This is a genomic window from Caballeronia sp. J97, from assembly GCF_905220305.1.
Lineage (GTDB): Bacteria > Pseudomonadota > Gammaproteobacteria > Burkholderiales > Burkholderiaceae > Caballeronia.
Genome location: NZ_CAJMZL010000002.1, coordinates 435,076 through 450,566 on the forward strand (window position 1 = coordinate 435,076; position 15,491 = coordinate 450,566).

Annotated in this window: 17 protein-coding genes; 8 read left to right on the forward strand and 9 right to left on the reverse strand. The window is 65.1% G+C overall.

What is annotated here, in order from left to right; translation table 11 throughout:
• Positions 1 to 6 precede the first annotated feature (6 nt).
• On the reverse strand, positions 7 to 960 hold the full coding sequence (locus U4Y90_RS06425) for a LysR family transcriptional regulator (RefSeq protein WP_321793365.1): 954 nt from the start codon (positions 958 to 960) through the stop codon (positions 7 to 9).
• A 163-nt stretch (positions 961 to 1,123) separates the two neighbouring features.
• Here U4Y90_RS06425 and U4Y90_RS06430 point away from each other — a divergent pair, with 163 nt between their 5' ends.
• From U4Y90_RS06430 to rhaS, 6 genes are all read left to right on the forward strand, one after another.
• The gene (locus U4Y90_RS06430; RefSeq protein WP_321793367.1) at positions 1,124 to 1,438 is read left to right on the forward strand and encodes an L-rhamnose mutarotase; all 315 of its coding nucleotides are present in this window, start codon (positions 1,124 to 1,126) and stop codon (positions 1,436 to 1,438) included.
• Positions 1,439 to 1,469: 31 nt separating this feature from the next.
• Positions 1,470 to 2,360 carry an amidohydrolase family protein gene (locus tag U4Y90_RS06435; RefSeq protein WP_321793369.1) on the forward strand — a complete coding sequence of 297 codons (891 nt, stop codon included), beginning with the start codon at positions 1,470 to 1,472 and terminating at the stop codon, positions 2,358 to 2,360.
• Positions 2,361 to 2,368: 8 nt separating this feature from the next.
• Entirely contained in the window at positions 2,369 to 3,880 is a 1,512-nt protein-coding gene (locus U4Y90_RS06440) for a sugar ABC transporter ATP-binding protein (RefSeq protein WP_321793370.1), read from the forward strand.
• Positions 3,880 to 4,920, forward strand: coding sequence for an ABC transporter permease (locus U4Y90_RS06445; protein WP_415749304.1), 1,041 nt, complete (start codon positions 3,880 to 3,882; stop codon positions 4,918 to 4,920). The genes U4Y90_RS06440 and U4Y90_RS06445 overlap by 1 nt, the downstream gene beginning before the upstream one ends.
• The gene (locus U4Y90_RS06450; RefSeq protein WP_321793372.1) at positions 4,913 to 5,917 is read left to right on the forward strand and encodes an ABC transporter permease; all 1,005 of its coding nucleotides are present in this window, start codon (positions 4,913 to 4,915) and stop codon (positions 5,915 to 5,917) included. The genes U4Y90_RS06445 and U4Y90_RS06450 overlap by 8 nt, the downstream gene beginning before the upstream one ends.
• Before the next feature lie 61 nt (positions 5,918 to 5,978).
• Positions 5,979 to 6,992, forward strand: coding sequence for a rhamnose ABC transporter substrate-binding protein (gene rhaS, locus U4Y90_RS06455; RefSeq protein WP_321793374.1), 1,014 nt, complete (start codon positions 5,979 to 5,981; stop codon positions 6,990 to 6,992).
• Between the two features lie 184 nt (positions 6,993 to 7,176).
• Here rhaS and U4Y90_RS06460 read toward each other — a convergent pair whose 3' ends face one another.
• The 7 genes from U4Y90_RS06460 to U4Y90_RS06490 form a co-directional block, all read right to left on the reverse strand.
• The gene (locus U4Y90_RS06460) at positions 7,177 to 7,782 is read right to left on the reverse strand and encodes a copper-binding protein (protein WP_321793376.1); all 606 of its coding nucleotides are present in this window, start codon (positions 7,780 to 7,782) and stop codon (positions 7,177 to 7,179) included.
• Positions 7,783 to 7,822: 40 nt separating this feature from the next.
• Positions 7,823 to 8,227 carry a helix-turn-helix domain-containing protein gene (locus U4Y90_RS06465; protein ID WP_321793378.1) on the reverse strand — a complete coding sequence of 135 codons (405 nt, stop codon included), beginning with the start codon at positions 8,225 to 8,227 and terminating at the stop codon, positions 7,823 to 7,825.
• A 521-nt stretch (positions 8,228 to 8,748) separates the two neighbouring features.
• Positions 8,749 to 9,081, reverse strand: a complete 333-nt coding sequence (locus U4Y90_RS06470) for an H-NS family nucleoid-associated regulatory protein (protein ID WP_321793380.1) — start codon at positions 9,079 to 9,081, stop codon at positions 8,749 to 8,751.
• A gap of 368 nt (positions 9,082 to 9,449) precedes the next feature.
• Complete coding sequence (locus U4Y90_RS06475; RefSeq protein ID WP_008353523.1) at positions 9,450 to 9,695, reverse strand: hypothetical protein; 246 nt, start codon at positions 9,693 to 9,695, stop codon at positions 9,450 to 9,452.
• Positions 9,696 to 9,950: 255 nt separating this feature from the next.
• Complete coding sequence (locus tag U4Y90_RS06480; RefSeq protein ID WP_321793382.1) at positions 9,951 to 10,946, reverse strand: LLM class flavin-dependent oxidoreductase; 996 nt, start codon at positions 10,944 to 10,946, stop codon at positions 9,951 to 9,953.
• A gap of 121 nt (positions 10,947 to 11,067) precedes the next feature.
• On the reverse strand, positions 11,068 to 11,880 hold the full coding sequence (locus U4Y90_RS06485) for a phosphate/phosphite/phosphonate ABC transporter substrate-binding protein (RefSeq protein WP_321793384.1): 813 nt from the start codon (positions 11,878 to 11,880) through the stop codon (positions 11,068 to 11,070).
• Between the two features lie 46 nt (positions 11,881 to 11,926).
• Positions 11,927 to 12,934 carry a fatty acid desaturase gene (locus U4Y90_RS06490; protein ID WP_321793386.1) on the reverse strand — a complete coding sequence of 336 codons (1,008 nt, stop codon included), beginning with the start codon at positions 12,932 to 12,934 and terminating at the stop codon, positions 11,927 to 11,929.
• Between the two features lie 175 nt (positions 12,935 to 13,109).
• Between U4Y90_RS06490 and U4Y90_RS06495 the strand changes: the two genes are divergently transcribed.
• Entirely contained in the window at positions 13,110 to 14,177 is a 1,068-nt protein-coding gene (locus U4Y90_RS06495; protein WP_321793388.1) for a HoxN/HupN/NixA family nickel/cobalt transporter, read from the forward strand.
• Positions 14,178 to 14,260: 83 nt separating this feature from the next.
• Positions 14,261 to 15,118 carry a formate/nitrite transporter family protein gene (locus U4Y90_RS06500; RefSeq protein WP_321793390.1) on the forward strand — a complete coding sequence of 286 codons (858 nt, stop codon included), beginning with the start codon at positions 14,261 to 14,263 and terminating at the stop codon, positions 15,116 to 15,118.
• 12 nt (positions 15,119 to 15,130) lie between these two features.
• Here the strand turns inward: U4Y90_RS06500 and U4Y90_RS06505 are convergent, their stop codons facing one another.
• Complete coding sequence (locus U4Y90_RS06505; RefSeq protein ID WP_321793392.1) at positions 15,131 to 15,463, reverse strand: beta-xylosidase; 333 nt, start codon at positions 15,461 to 15,463, stop codon at positions 15,131 to 15,133.
• Positions 15,464 to 15,491: the final 28 nt, after the last annotated feature.

A 15,491-nucleotide genomic window follows, 5' to 3' on the forward strand; every position in this document is an offset into this window, starting at 1 on the left:
GCGGCATCAGGGCGACGAGGCCGAGTACTTGCGCAACAGCGCGATGAAGTACTCGGCGGGCTCGCTCAAGGTCTCGAACTTTCGCCGCAGCAGGCCGAATCCCGCCAGGCTCTTGCCGATCTCGATCGGCAACTCGATCAGCAATTGCGCGCGCAGATAGTCGCGCACGACCGATTCCGGCAACATCGCGACGGCGTCGCTGTTCTGCAGCAACTGCAGCGTCGCGAAAATCGACGCACATTCGACGATATCGGCGGGCGTCGTCAGGCCCGCGCGCGCGAGTTCGTCTTCGAACAGGCCCCGCGCGGGGCTCGTGATCGGCTGCAGAATCCACGGCCAGCCGACGAGCGTGTCCAGCGTGAGCGCCGTCTTCCCGGCAAGCGGATGCCCCGCGCGCACGACGAGCCGCATCGCCTCGCGCGCGAGCGGCTCGAAATCGAAATCGTTGTGCTGCAGAGGCGTGGTGAGACGCCCGAGCGCGAGATCGACTTCGCGGCGATGCAGCAACTGCACGACCTGATCGCTCGTCTCGCCGAGAATGCGCACGTTGAGCAGCGGGCGTTCGGATTTCAGTTCGGTGACGGCCATCGCCAGCACGTCGGGCGCGGCGCCCATGATCGCGCCGACCGTCAGTTGACCGTGGCCGCCGCGGCGCTTGGCGTCGAGATCGTCGGCGAAGCGCGTCAGGTCCGCAAGCGAGCGGCGCGCGTAGGCGAGTGCGGCGGTGCCGAGCGGCGTCGGCTGCATGCCGCGCGCATTGCGTTCGAACAGCAGAAAGCCGAACGCTTCCTCGATGTCCGCGAGCATCCGGCTCGCGCTCGGCTGCGCGACGTTGATGGTCTCGGCCGCCTGATGCAGATTGCGCGCGTCATCGAGCGCGACCAGGAGCGCCAGGTGCTTGAACTTCAGCCGATTCACCAGCGCATTCGGCGACACACTCGGGGACACGTTCTGATTCATTCGACAGTCCGCTTTAAACCGCGCGAAGATACGGCGCAGCGATACGTTTTTGCGATCGGCCAATCCTGCAATCGGATTGTCGTGTTATCGGTCGGCGAATTATAGTCGCAGCACAACGACTCCCGAACACAGGGATTCACCAATCAAAAGAAGGCGGCCCGCCATGGAGACAGTGGCATTTCGCATGATCCTGAAGCCGGGCATGCGCGACGAGTACGAGAAGCGCCATCGCGAAATCTGGCCGGTGCTGGCCGATGCGCTGCGCGACGCGGGCATCCGCGACTACCGGATCTTTCTGGACGAATCGACCGGGCATCTCTTCGCCATCTATCAGCGCACCGACGCGCATACGACCGATGCGCTGCCGGCGCTGCCCATCATGCGCAAATGGTGGGACTTCATGGCCGAGCTGATGGAGACGCACGCGGACCACTCGCCCGTCGCGGTGCCGCTCGCACAGGTGTTTCATCTTCCCTGAAACGTTCGCCTCTTTCGCGAGGAACGCCATCATGCAGGTCGTCGATCCGCACATTCATATGTGGGACCTCAAGACGCATCACTACCCCTGGCTCGCGAATCCGCAGACATCGTTCGTCGGCGATGCGCGGGACTTGCAGCACGACTATCTGCTCGCGGATCTGCTGCGCGATGCCGAAGACATCGAAGTGCTGAAGCTCGTGCACGTCGATGCGAATCACGATCCCGCCGATTTCGTCGAGGAAACGCGCTGGCTGCAGGGCATTGCCGATGGAGCGGGGCGCGGCATGCCGAACGGCATCGTCGCGGGCGCGGATCTGTCGGCGGACGATGCGCCCGCCGTGCTCGAAGCGCATGCGGCGTTCGCCAATACGCGCGGCATCCGCCAGATCCTCAACGTGCATGAAAACAGGCGCTACGACTACGTCGGGCGTCATTTCATGCGCGAGCCGCAATGGCGCAAGCAGTTCGCATTGTTGAAGCGCTTCGGCATGTCGTTCGATCTGCAACTGTATCCGTCGCAGATGGAAGAGGCCGCGCAACTCGCGCGCGAGCATGCGGATACGCAGTTCATCGTCAATCATGCGGGCATGTTCGTGGATCGCGATTCGACGCACGGTTATCGAGCGTGGCGTGAAGGCATGCGCACGCTGGCCGCCTGCCCGAACGTCGCGGTGAAGCTGAGCGGCTTCGCGATGTTCGATCACCACTGGACCATCGAGAGCCTGCGTCCTTATGTGCACGAGACGATCGATACATTCGGCGTGACGCGCGCGATGTTCGCATCGAACTTTCCGGTCGATCGCCTGTTCGCCACGTACACGGCGTTGTGGAACGCGTATGCGCGGATCGTCGCCGATGCGAGCGATAGCGAGAAACAGGCGCTCTTCGTGCGCAACGCGGAACGCATTTACCGCATTTGAGGAACGACATGACGCCACGTCTTGAACTGAGACATGCAAGCAAATCGTTTGGCCGCGTGCGCGCGCTCGGCGACGGCAGTCTGCAACTCTTTCCCGGTGAAGTGCACGCGTTGCTCGGCGAGAACGGCGCGGGCAAATCGACGCTCGTGAAGCTGCTCGCGGGCGTCTATCAGCCGGATGCGGGCGAATTGCTCGTCGAAGGCGTCGCGCGCCGCTTCGCGAATCCCGCCGAGGCGCGCGAAGCGGGCATCGCCGTGATCTATCAGGAACCGACGCTCTTCGCGGATCTCTCCATCGCCGAGAACATCTACATGGGCCGGCAGCCGCGCGATCGCCTCGGGCGGATTCGCTACGACGAGATGCATCGCGAGGTCGATGCGCTGCTCGCGTCGCTCGGCGTGAATCTGCGCGCGCAACGGCTCGTGCGCGGGCTGTCCATCGCGGATCAGCAAGTGGTCGAGATCGCGAAGGCACTGTCGCTCGATGCGAACGTGCTCATCATGGACGAGCCGACCGCCGCGCTTTCGCTGCCCGAGGTCGAACGGCTGTTCGCGATCGTGCGCGCCTTGCGCGAGCGCGATGTCGCGATTCTTTTCATCACGCATCGGCTCGATGAAGTGTTCGCGCTGACGCAGCGCATGACGATCATGCGCGACGGCATGAAAGTCCACGACGCGCTCACGCAGGACATGAGCATCGATGCGATCGTGAGCAGAATGGTCGGGCGCGATCTCGACACGTTCTATCCGAAAGCCGATGTGACGCCCGGCGACGTGCGTCTTTCGGTGCGCAATCTCACGCGCGACGGCGTCTTCAGGAACGTGTCCTTCGATGTGCGCGCGGGCGAGATCGTCGCGCTGGCGGGGCTCGTCGGCGCGGGGCGCAGCGAAGTCGCGCGCGCGATCTTCGGCATCGATCCGGTCGATGGCGGCGAAGTGAAGATCGCCGGCAAGAAGCTCGCGCTGGGGCGGCCGGCGGCGGCCGTGCGCGCGGGACTCGCGCTCGTGCCGGAGGATCGCCGCGCGCAGGGCCTCGCGCTGGAGTTGAGCATCGCGCGCAACGCATCGCTGACCGTGCTCGGACGATTGATGCGTCACGGGCTCATCACGTCGAGAAGCGAATCCATGCTCGCCGCCGACTGGGGCAAGCGGCTTCGCCTCAAGGCCGGCGATCTCGATGCGCCCGTCGGCACGCTGTCGGGCGGCAATCAGCAGAAAGTCGTGCTCGGCAAATGGCTCGCGACGAATCCGAAGGTGCTCATCATCGACGAACCGACGCGCGGCATCGACGTGGGTGCGAAGGCGGAGGTGTATCGCACGCTCGCCGAGCTCGTGAAGGAAGGCATGGCCGTGCTGATGATTTCGAGCGAGCTGCCCGAAGTGCTCGGCATGGCCGACCGCGTGCTCGTGATGCACGAAGGCCGCATCAGCGCGGATATCGCCCGCGCGGATGCGAATGAAGAACGCGTGATGAGCGCCGCACTCGGCGCGACGCCACCCTCACTGGGACGCGCAGCATGATGACACGACACTCTCCGACGCTACCCGCGATGCCGCCGGCCGAATCCAGACGGGAAAGTCTCGCGATCACGATCGCGAAGAGCCGCGAACTGACGCTCTTCATCGTGCTGCTGGTGCTGATCGGCGCGACGGCCGCGGTGAAGCCGGACTTCCTGAATCTGCAGAATCTGCGCGACGTGCTGCTCAACGTATCGATCATCGGCCTGCTGACGGCGGGCATGACGATCGTGATGCTGATGCGGCATATCGATCTGTCGGTCGCTTCGGTCGTCGGCGTGAGCGCGTATGCGGTCGGCAGCCTTTTCGTGATGTTCCCGCACATGCCGGTGATCGTCGCGATGCTCGCGGGCATTGGCATCGGCCTCTTCATCGGCGCGGTGAACGGCGCGCTCGTCACGTTCGGGCGCGTGCCGTCTCTCGTCGCGACGCTGTCGACGCTCTATATCGTGCGCGGCGCGGACTACGCATGGGTTCACGGCGGCCAGATCAACGCGACGAGCCTGCCCGACGCGTTCGCGTCCGTCGCGACCGGCTCGCTCGCCGGCGTGCCGAATCTCGTGCTGATCGCGCTCGTCGTGCTGATCGCGCTGTCGGTGTATCTGAAGCAGTATCGCGGCGGGCGCGAGCATTATGCGATCGGCTCGAATCCCGAGGCCGCGCGTCTCGCGGGCATTCGCGTGGATCGCCGCGTGATGATCGGCTTTCTGCTCTCGGGCGCGATCGCGGGGCTCGCGGGCGTGCTGTGGCTCGCGCGCTTCGGGACTGTGGATGCCAGCACGGCCAAGGGCATCGAACTGCAAGTGGTCGCGGCGGCGGTGGTGGGCAGCGTCGCGATCACGGGCGGCGTCGGCACCATCGCCGGGGCGACGCTCGGCGCGCTCGTGCTCGGCGTCATCAACATCGCACTGGTGGTGTTGCGCGTGTCGCCGTTCTGGCAGCAGGCGATTCAAGGCGCGCTGATCGTTGCGGCGATCGCGCTCGATACGTTGCTCGCGCGCTCGGTCGCGCGCCGCATGATGAGGAAACGCGATCATGGCTAAACCCGACTCCGCTCTGTCCACGACGAGGCGCCGTCACCTGCAATGGGAAGCGATGCTCGCGATCGTGCTCGTCGTCTCGCTCGTCGCGGGGCGCGTGCTGTCGCCGCTCTTTCTGTCGGCGGCGAATATCTCGAACATGCTCGCGGATTTCACCGAAATCGCGCTGATCGCGCTGCCGATGACGCTCATCATCGTCGCGGCGGAGATCGATCTGTCGGTGGCGTCGGTGCTCGGCGCATCGAGCGCGCTGATGGGCGTGCTGTGGCACATGGGCTTGCCGATGCCGCTCGTGATCGTCCTCGTGCTTTTGTTCGGCGCGCTTGCGGGCCTGCTCAACGGACTCGTGATCGTGCGCTTCAATCTGCCCTCGCTCGCGGTGACGATCGGCACGCTCGCGCTCTTTCGCGGTCTTGCCTACGTGTTGCTCGGCGATCAGGCGATCGCGGATTTTCCCGCGTCGTACACGGCCTTCGGCATCGACACGGTCGGCAACACCTTCCTGCCGATGCCTTTCGTCCTGGTCATTGCGGGCGCGATCGTTTTCACGGTACTGCTGCAGGCGACGCCTTTCGGCCGCAGCCTCTTCGCGATCGGCGCGAATCCCACGGCCGCGCAGTTCTCGGGCATCGACGTCGCGAAGACGAAGCTCAGGCTCTTCATGATGTCGGGCGCGATGGCGGCGCTCGCGGGCATCGTCTACACGTTGCGCTTCACGAGCGCGCGCGGCGACAACGGCGAGGGCTTCGAGCTTTCCGTGATCGCGGCGGTGCTGTTCGGCGGCGTGAGCATCTTCGGCGGACGCGGCTCGATGATCGGCGTGCTGCTGTCGCTCGTGATCATCGGCGTGCTGCGCAATGCGCTGACGCTCGCGGATGTATCGAGCGAGACGCTCACCATCGTCACGGGCGCGCTGCTGCTCTCGTCCGTGCTGATACCGAATCTCGTCGCGCGCTGGCGGGCGGCGCGCGAGAAGCGTCTGATGGCGCAGACGCTTTGATCCAGTGTGGCGTCCGTTCAAAACCAGCGCACTCATGCGCAATGACAGGAGACTTTCCGACATGAACAAGACCTATCGATTCCTGCGCGGCCCGGCGCTGGCGGCGGCCTTTCTCGCCGCGACCGTCGCGCTCTCCGCGAGCGCCGCCGACATCAAGAGCGGCCTGAAGATCGCCTTCCTGCCGAAGCAGATCAACAACCCTTACGAAGTGATCGCCGACGACGGCGGCATGGCCGCGATCAAGGAGATGAAGGGCGACGGCAAGGTGGTCGGTCCGTCGGATGCGGGCGCGTCGTCGCAGGTGAGTTACATCAACACGCTCATCACGCAGCGGCAGAACGCGATCGTGATCGCGGCGAACGATGCCAACGCGGTCGTGCCGTATCTGAAGAAGGCGATGTCGCAGGGCATCAAGGTCGTGACCTTCGATTCGGACACGGCGCCCGACGGCCGGCAGATCTTCGTCAATCAGGCCGACTCGGAAGCGATCGGGCGCGGGCAGATTCAATTGCTGTCGAAGCTGATCGGCGGCGAGGGCGAATTCGCGATCCTCTCGGCAACACCCAATGCGACGAACCAGAATACCTGGATCAAGTGGATGCAGGAGGAGTTGAAAAAGCCCGAGTATTCGAAGATGAAGCTCGTGAAGATCGCCTACGGCAACGACGACGATCAGAAGTCTTTCGTCGAGACGCAAGGCTTGTTGCAGGCATATCCGAACCTGAAGGGCATCGTCGCGCCGACATCGGTCGGGATCGCGGCAGCGGCGCGTTACATATCGAGCTCGCCGGCGAAGGGCAAGGTCGTGGTCACGGGGCTCGGCACGCCGAACCAGATGCGCGCGTTCGTGAAGAACGGCACGGTCAAGGCGTTCCAGTTGTGGGATCCGGGTCAACTGGGTTATCTCGCCGCGTTCGCCGCGGCAAATCTCGCGTCGGGGACGATCACCGGCAAGGAAGGCGATTCGTTCGATGCGGGCAAGCTGGGCAAGCGCACGGTCGGCAAGAGCGGGGAAGTGATTCTCGGGCCGCCGACTACGTTCGACGCCGCGAATATCGACAACTTCAATTTCTGAGGTGGAGCGAGAATTCGCTTCGTACCTGAGAGGATGACGAAACGCCCTTCGGGGCGTTTCGTTTTTCAGCACTTGCCGCGTTGTCGACGCATGACGGAAAAGCCTTTCCGATCAGCGAGTTGAGTCGATGCTCCCACGGCTATCCACAAGGCTCTCCACAAAATCTGTGGACAACCGCACACCATCATTTGATCGCCTGGCCGCCCCGGATCACCTGCACGGCCGTCGCCGACTCGAACTGCGCGTGCACCATATCGCCCGCCTTGATTCCCGCGAGCGACACGTCCGGCGCTACGTCGAGCGTCACCGTGTGGTTCGGCCCGCGCAAGGTCACACGCCGCTTCTTCGTGTCGACGCGCTCGATCGTCCCGATCACCTCGACGACCCGGGCCTGCGCCGCCACGCCGCCCGATGCGGGGATCGTCGCCTGCGTGTCGATACGCTCACGTATCCCGTTCGATTTGACCTTCGTCGCGCGCACGAGCAGCGCGCTGCGATATTCGATGTTCACGATATCGCCGAGCTGCAGCTTCTTGACATCGCCGATTTGCGGATCGACCGCCACTTCCTCAACGCGCCCGGCTGGCCCTTGCAGCGACACGCTGTTGGTCGCCGGGTCGATGCCGACCACGCGGGCCTGTATTTGCGCGATCGCGGCCGCGCCGCGCGCCACGGGTTCCGACGCGGCATCCTGCGCCGACGAGCCGCCGATGGCCGAGAACGAGAGCGCCACGCACATCATGACGCGCGTGAACGAGCGATACGAGTGACGAGTTGACGAGCGAACCATGCAGTGCCTCCGTGTCGTGTTGAAAAACTTTTCGATGCGCTCAGCGACGCGATTTCGACAGCAAATGTCCGAGCCCGAGGTTCGTTGCGATCTGCCAGATATAGACCCGCGAGTAACGCACGCCATAGCGCCGCTCGATCAGCTCGCGCAGACGCGCATTGGTCCACGTATCGCTCGCGAAGCCGTGCTCGCGCGCGGGTCCGCGCAGCGCAGCGGCGATCCAGTCGAGCGCCTCGCGATCCAGCACCGACGCGCGCCCGCCCACGCCCATCTTCGCGAGCGCGTCCAGACCGCCTTCGGTGACGATCGCCTTGTAGCGCCGCACCGTCTGCACGGAAAGATGCAACTGCTCGGCCACCGCCTCGACCGATGCGCCATCGAGCAGCATGCGTCCGGCCGTCATGCGTCGCACGACGCTCGGCAGTGTGTCGGGACGGGAGAGCATGGCGCGCGCCGCTCGATCGTTCGGATTACGTGCGATCGTCCAGGACGTCAGGCGCGGCGGCGCGAACCGGCGCCGACGCCCGGCGCTCGTAGGCGTACCGGTCGATGCGAGTGAGCGTTGGATGCAACGTTGCGGCGTCCGTATGTGTTCATGCGTGCCCCCTTGTCGAATGGAGACGGCGGGACTTGATCGGGCGTGCTTGACGTGAGGTCGATGCGTGGCTCGTCTTGGCGAGCCGACTTACAGAGAAGTATCAATAAACGTTTTCAGGCGCGATGGGCAACCATCGGCGAAAATTTTTTGGGCTTGATAAATCTCAGTGAATTGCCTATGTAAGCTGCCAATTGGCATTAAATACGCGATGGGCAGCGCGTCGAACGCTACGCGGCGCGCAATGACGCGCGCGTCCGTTTCAACGCGTGTTCGCTGCGGCGCGCAAGGCTCGCCTCATGTCGATGCGCATCCATCGGCGGCGTGCGTCATCCGCCGCGAGCGGATCGCGGTGAATCGTCGACGACTGTTCAAACGCGATAAAACTCGATGTCCTGCCCGGCGTGCACCGCGCGCTTGAGCCACTCGGGCATATCGCCGAGGCCGTCCCACGTGTCGCCATTCGCGTTTCGGAATATCGGCGCGCCGTCTTCTACCGAACGCGGTAGCAAGGGCAATTGCGGCATCGGCCGCTTCGCCCTGGACGCGCCATGAGCCCCGTTGGTCTTGGTGAAGGAGGGCGGTGGCGCGCTCACCACCGGCGCTTCGGCCAATGCTTCGGCCAACGCTCTTTCCGTAATGCCGAACTCAGCCATTCGGCTGCGCAAATACGCAATGATGCTGTCTCGCTTTCTTTCGTCCACGGCTTTCCTGATTCAGCTTTTTGATTTTCAAAGGGCGAACCGATACCCCGCGCGGACCGGGGCGGTTCGATGACTTGAATATATGTGTTTTATGAAGCGTGACGCAGTGAGTGCCTCGCGTCAATTAGTGTATTTACCGCAGCCTATTAATTCGCCGGTGACTTTGCCTTTAATGTGGGCATTGCCACGAATGCGAACGTTCGCCCGCCCGAGCATCGCCGTGACGGACGCGCGTGTCGGGGAGCGCGCGGGAAGTCACGTCGGGGAGCCACGAACCGATGGCGAAGTCCGTGCCGCCGATACGACATGGTGGCCGAAAACCTCGCTTAACTCTATTGTATGCTGCTTGCGGCAACTATTAAAACGTTTTAACGACTGTGTTGTTCCCCCGGTAATTCCGCACCGTGCGCGCGAATGGCGGCAATCAGTTCCGCGGGCGTAATTTCATAACGCACTTCGCGGTGAATGCCGGGTTTGCGCTCGTCGATTTCAATCAGCAGTACGGCCTTGCCGTCCGCTGCCGGTTCGAGGCGCAGCGAACGCACTTCCTGTCCGCTGGCATCATCGTATTCCGTCAGGAGCGTCATGGCGCCAGTGGCGGCGCTTCTCGGCATCGACATTCTTCCTCCCGTCTTGCGACGTCGTTGTTGTTGTTTCGCCGCGTCGACCACCAGCGTGCACGAATTTCGGGCACGCATTTACGAAGTGTCGGCTTGGCGAATAAGGCAGACGCGAAAGGCGTCGCGGCCAGCGCCGCCCTCCGGTATCTCATTATTGCCTGTCAAAAGCGCGCACGTCCAGCGTGAGGCCCAACGAAGCCTTGCGACCCTTTATTTTATTGTCCGGGCGGCGACTGCTCGTGCGCCTGCTCAGGCGCTTGCGCCGATGGCGTCCCGTGCCTGGCTCGCGAGTTCGAAGGAGCGCAGGCGCGCGGCGTGATCGAAGATCTGCGCGGTGATGATCAGTTCGTCGGCCTGAGTCTGCCCGATCACAGAGCGCAGGCCGGCTTCGACATCGGCAGGGGCGCCGACGACCGAGCACGCGAGCGCATGTTCGACGCCCGCGCGCTCGGCGTCGCTCCACGCAATCGATTCGACCGGCGGCGGCAACTGTCCGGGCGTCCCGCGGCGCAGATTGATGAATTGCTGTTGCAGCGACGTGAAGTGGAAGCGGGCTTCGTCGGCGGTATCGGCGGCGAAGACGTTCACGCCGACCATCGCGTAGGGCTTTTGCAGCGTCGCGGATGGCCGGAATTGCTTGCGATACACCTCGAGCGCGGTCAGCAGATAGTCGGGCGCGAAATGCGACGCGAACGCGAACGGCAGCCCGAGCGCGGCCGCGAGCTGTGCCGAGAAGAGCGACGAGCCCAGCAGCCAGATCGGCACATGCAGCCCGGCGCCGGGCACGGCGCGCACGCGCTGGCCTTCGACGGGATCGGCGAAATAGCGCTGCAACTCGACCACATCGTCCGGGAACGACTCGGCGCTGCCGTGCAGGTCGCGGCGCAGCGCCCGCGCGGTGGTCTGGTCGGTGCCGGGCGCGCGTCCGAGCCCGAGATCGATGCGTCCCGGAAACAGCGACGCGAGCGTGCCGAACTGCTCGGCGATCACGAGCGGCGCGTGATTCGGCAGCATGATGCCGCCCGAGCCGACGCGGATCGTTTGGGTGCCCGCCGCGATATGGCCGATCACGACGGCCGTCGCCGCGCTGGCGATGCCCGTCATGTTGTGATGTTCGGCGAGCCAGTAGCGCAGATAACCCCAGCGCTCGGCATGCTGGGCGAGATCGAGTGAATGGGCGAAGGCGTCGGCCGGCGTGGAGCCGAGCGGAACCGGCGAAAGGTCGAGAAGCGAGAAGGGGATCATTGCGGCTTTCCGAAAGCGTGCCGGATCGCGATGCATGAGCACCGCGCCGCTGGCGCGCGCTGAAAAAGCCGATTGTGCCGAAACTCCGGAGAATCTGCCGGATCGGGCGGGCGCGCTTCGGTCAGGCGAGGCGCGGATAGCCGCGCGCGATGGCTGCGTGTTCGTAGTCGAGAATCGACGCGTAGTCCGCCTGCGTGCGCCTCACGATGCCTTTGAGCCTCAGCCGTGTGGCGAGCGCGCGGTCGCGATCGAGCGCTCCGGCGAGCGCGTCGAAAATGATGTCGATCGAATCGCGTGGCGCGAGCATCGACGCGATGAACGGCAGTGCGCTCGCGCTGGCGGTCGTCCCGATCGGCCGCACGGTTGCCGCCAATTCTGGCAGATGTGCCTGCGCGAACGCGAACGTGACGCAATCGATCGCGGCAATATCGGCGCGCGAATCGGCGAGCGCGGCGAGCGATGCGAGATGCGCGCCGGTTTTCGTCGCCGAGGCGAAGAACCGTCCGTCTTGCGCCAAAGGGGCCACGGTGTGGCGAAGGAAGTTCATGCCGCTGTTGGAATTGTCGTCGTTATAGGCTGCGCGCAGACCGCGGCAGTCTTCGATCGATTGCGCGGCGACATGCGCGCCGACAACGATCACGCTGCGATAGGCGCCGTTGTCGCAGCCGGGCACATCGAAGTCCGGCGCACCGATGAGCCGCACGCGATTCGCGAGCGCATGCACCAGCGGATAGCCGCAGGTTTGCGACAGCAGCACATCGTCGCGCAGCCAGAAGGCGGTGAGGTCAGAACCGGGATCGACGATCTCGAGCGTATCGCCGCGCGCGCTCAGCCAGTCCGCGAGCCGCTCGCGGACATGCGCGAGCAACTCGCGCCAGTCGGCGGCGAGCGCGGGCGCGACGTTGTACATCGGCAGGGCGGCGAGCCAGTGCATCCGGAGGGGCAGCGGAGGTCGATGACGAATCGTACAGGGCGGCGCGTCAGCTCGCGAGGCTGGCCGTATCCCCGCCGCGCGCATTCCGTGTCCGGCTGGCCCGCGCCTGCGGAGCGGCGAGCGGATGCACCGGCTCCGCCGCCCGCGCGAACGCGTGGCGGCTCGCCCACTCACGGTATCCGCGCACGACGAAGCCGCCGTTGCTCGCGCGATACGCGTCGCGCCGGCGCGCATAGATCCGGCCGAGCGCGAACCATGGCACGCCGGGCAGATCGTGATGCACGGCGTGGAAGTTATTGTTGAGAAAAAGCAGGCGCCACGGCCAGGCGGCTTCGTTGACGACCGTGCGTTCGCTTTCCCGCTCCGCCGCGCGATGCTCCTGGAACGAGCGGATCGACGCCAGCGCGAGCGCCGCATAGCCGACGCCGAACACGAACGCGCGCCACGGAATGCCGCATCGCGTTTCGAGCCAGCTCGCGAGCAGCACGAGCGATGCGACATGGACGGCCCAGCTCGCGACGATCCGCCAGCGCCGCTCGACGACGGCCTGCGCCGCTTCCCGCCACGACGCCGCAATTGAGAACCACGGCCCGATGAGCATGCGCCCCGCGAAGGTATTGCGCGCGGCGAGCGCGGCGCGCAAGACGGGCCCAGCGTTCGCCCACTGTTCGGGCGTCACGTAATAGCTTTCCGGATCGCGGCCCGGCTCGGTCAGATGCGCATCGTCGTGATGACGCAGATGGGATTCGCGATAGACCTCGAAAGGAAACCACACCGCGAGCGGGGCGATGCCGAGCAGCATGTTGACGAGCGGCCAGCGCGTCGGATGACCGTGCATCAGCTCGTGCTGCAGCGACATGTACCAGCACGACAGCACCGCGAGCAGCGCGATGGCCGGAACGAGCCCGATCGCGCGCGCGTTGAACGCGACGGCGAACCAGCCGCCGTAGATTGCGACGATGACCGCCCACGTCGGCCATTCGCTGCGCCACCGCCAGCTTTCGCGCTGGCACTGGAGTTCCTGGCGTTGGGCGTCGTCGAGATAGCGGGGCATGGCGGACTTCGATAAAGGCGAAGCGCCATCGTAGCGGCGCGCGCCATGCGTCCCAACCAAGGAATCCGGCTAAGGATTTCGCGATCGGCGCAATAAGCTTCGCGGCGCGGCCGATTATTGGCCACGCACGCGCGTACGGTATCCTTGGTCCCTCCCTCAACGCGTGCGCGCGCACATGACCGAACCGATCGAGCCCGCTTCCGCGCCGAATCCGGCGCATCGCTTCCTGCCGCGCAAATCCGCGCGTCTCATCGCCGGGCTGATCGCGCTCAACGTGCTCGCGTGGCTCTGGGCGCTCGTCGCGTTCCGCCACTATCCGCTGCTGCTCGGCACGTCGCTGCTCGCGTATTCGCTCGGCTTGCGTCATGCGGTCGATGCCGACCATATCGCCGCCATCGACAACGTCACGCGCAAACTGATGCAGGAAGGCAAGCGGCCGCACTGCGCCGGGTTCTTCTTCTCGCTCGGGCATTCGACGATCGTCGTCGCGGCCACCGCGCTCATCGCCGCGACCGCGATGGCCGTGCAGGGCCGCTTCGCCGAGTATCGCGAAACCGGCGGGCTCATCGGCACATCGGTGTCGTCGCTCTTTTTGTTCGCCATCGCGGCGATGAACCTGTTCGTGCTGCGCGGCGTGTGGCGCGCATTCAGACGCGTGCGACGCGGCGAAATCTGCCGCGACGAGGACATCGACATGCTCGCGCTCGGCGGCGGCCCGCTCGCGCGCATCGCGCGGCCGCTATTCAGGCTGATCGGCAAGAGCTGGCATATGTATCCGCTCGGCTTCCTGTTTGGTCTCGGCTTCGACACGGCGACCGAGATCGGCCTGATGGGCATCGCGGCAGCGGAAGCGGCGCGCGGCATGCCGGTGTGGTCGATTCTCGTGTTTCCGGTGCTGTTCACGGCGGGCATGTCGCTCATCGACACCGCCGACAGCCTGCTGATGACGGGCGCGTACGGCTGGGCGTTCATGAGGCCGGTCCGCAAGCTCTACTACAACCTCACGGTCACGCTCGTGTCGGTGCTGATCGCGGTGCTCGTCGGCGGCATCGAGGCGCTCGGGCTGATCGCGGACCGGCTGCAACTGAAGGGCGGGCTGTGGGACGTGGCCGCGTCGCTCTCCGAGCACTTCGGGATGCTCGGCTACGCGATCGTCGCGATCTTCGCCGCGTGCTGGATCGTCTCCGCGCTCATCTACAAGTGGCGCGGTTACGAGTCCCTCGATGGCGGCATCGTCCGATAAGCCTTCGGGCATTCTTCCTGCTTCGTGGATGCGCCAGCCGCTCATCCACTTTCCGTATCGAGCGGCGTTCAGGGAGAACGATCATGAACGAGCCGCAAGCCGGTGCGGAGTCGCCGCACCTCGATAGCGCCGAACAGCAGCAGGCCGCCGAGCATTCCGCGCCGCATCCGCTCGTGATCCATGAGATCGTGCGCGAGGAAGGCGAAGTCGCGATGGAACGCACCTTCGCCGCGCTGATGTGGTCGGCGCTGGCCGCGGGCCTCTCGATGGGTTTTTCCTTTCTCGTCCAGTCGATTCTCGAAAGCGCGCTGCCGATGACGCACTGGCGCGGGCTGATATCGAGCTTCGGGTACACGATCGGCTTCGTCTTCGTGATCCTCGGACGTCAGCAACTCTTCACGGAGAGCACGCTGACCGCGGTGCTCCCGGTGCTCACGCGGCGCGATCGCACGACCTTGTTCAAGGCGCTTCGGCTCTGGGCGATCGTGCTCTTCTTCAATCTGATCGGCACGACGATCTTCGCCGCCATCCTGCAGATTCGCGGGGTCTTTTCGCCGGAGGTGAGCGAGGCGCTCGCCCGCGTCGCGATGACGCCGCTTTCCGCCGACTTCGGCGTGACAATTGTGCGCGGCGTGTTTTCCGGCTGGCTCATCGCGCTGATGGTGTGGCTGCTGCCGAGCGCGCGTTCGGCGCGTCTGCTGACGATCCTGCTCGTGACCTATACCGTCGCCGTGAGCAAGCTGACGCACGTGATCGCGGGATCGGTCGAAGCGGCGTACGCAGTGATGATCGGCGCGGCCGGCGTCTCCGACTACTTCTTCGTGTTCCTCGTGCCCACGTTCATCGGCAACGTGATCGGCGGCGTGTCGCTCGTCGCGATCGTCAATCATGCGGCCATCGCGCCGGAGATCATGAGCGTGTCGCGAGAGCGCCGCGAATGAGCGGGCGGCGCATCACTTGTTGGTGCCCGCGCCCGTGCCGTACAGCCCATTGTTGAAGCCGCTGCTGCCTTCCGGCGTGTGATGCTTGTCCGCCTTCGCGGCGCGGCCCTGCGCGGCATCCTTCGATTGCGGCTTGTGCGACTCCACCACCGCCGTGCCCGACGGATCGGCGCGCGCGCTCGAATCGGACTGGCGGCTTTCCTGGCGTCCGGAGCCACCGTCGTTCGTGATCTGCGCGACGCCGTATGTGCTGAACGCCGCGATGAGGCTGGCGAGGATCGCATTCGCGAGCATCGGCCAGGGCCGGCGCGACGCGCGCGCGTGGTCGTGACGATGAGAGGACATGACAAGCTCCCGGCATGATCGAAAAACT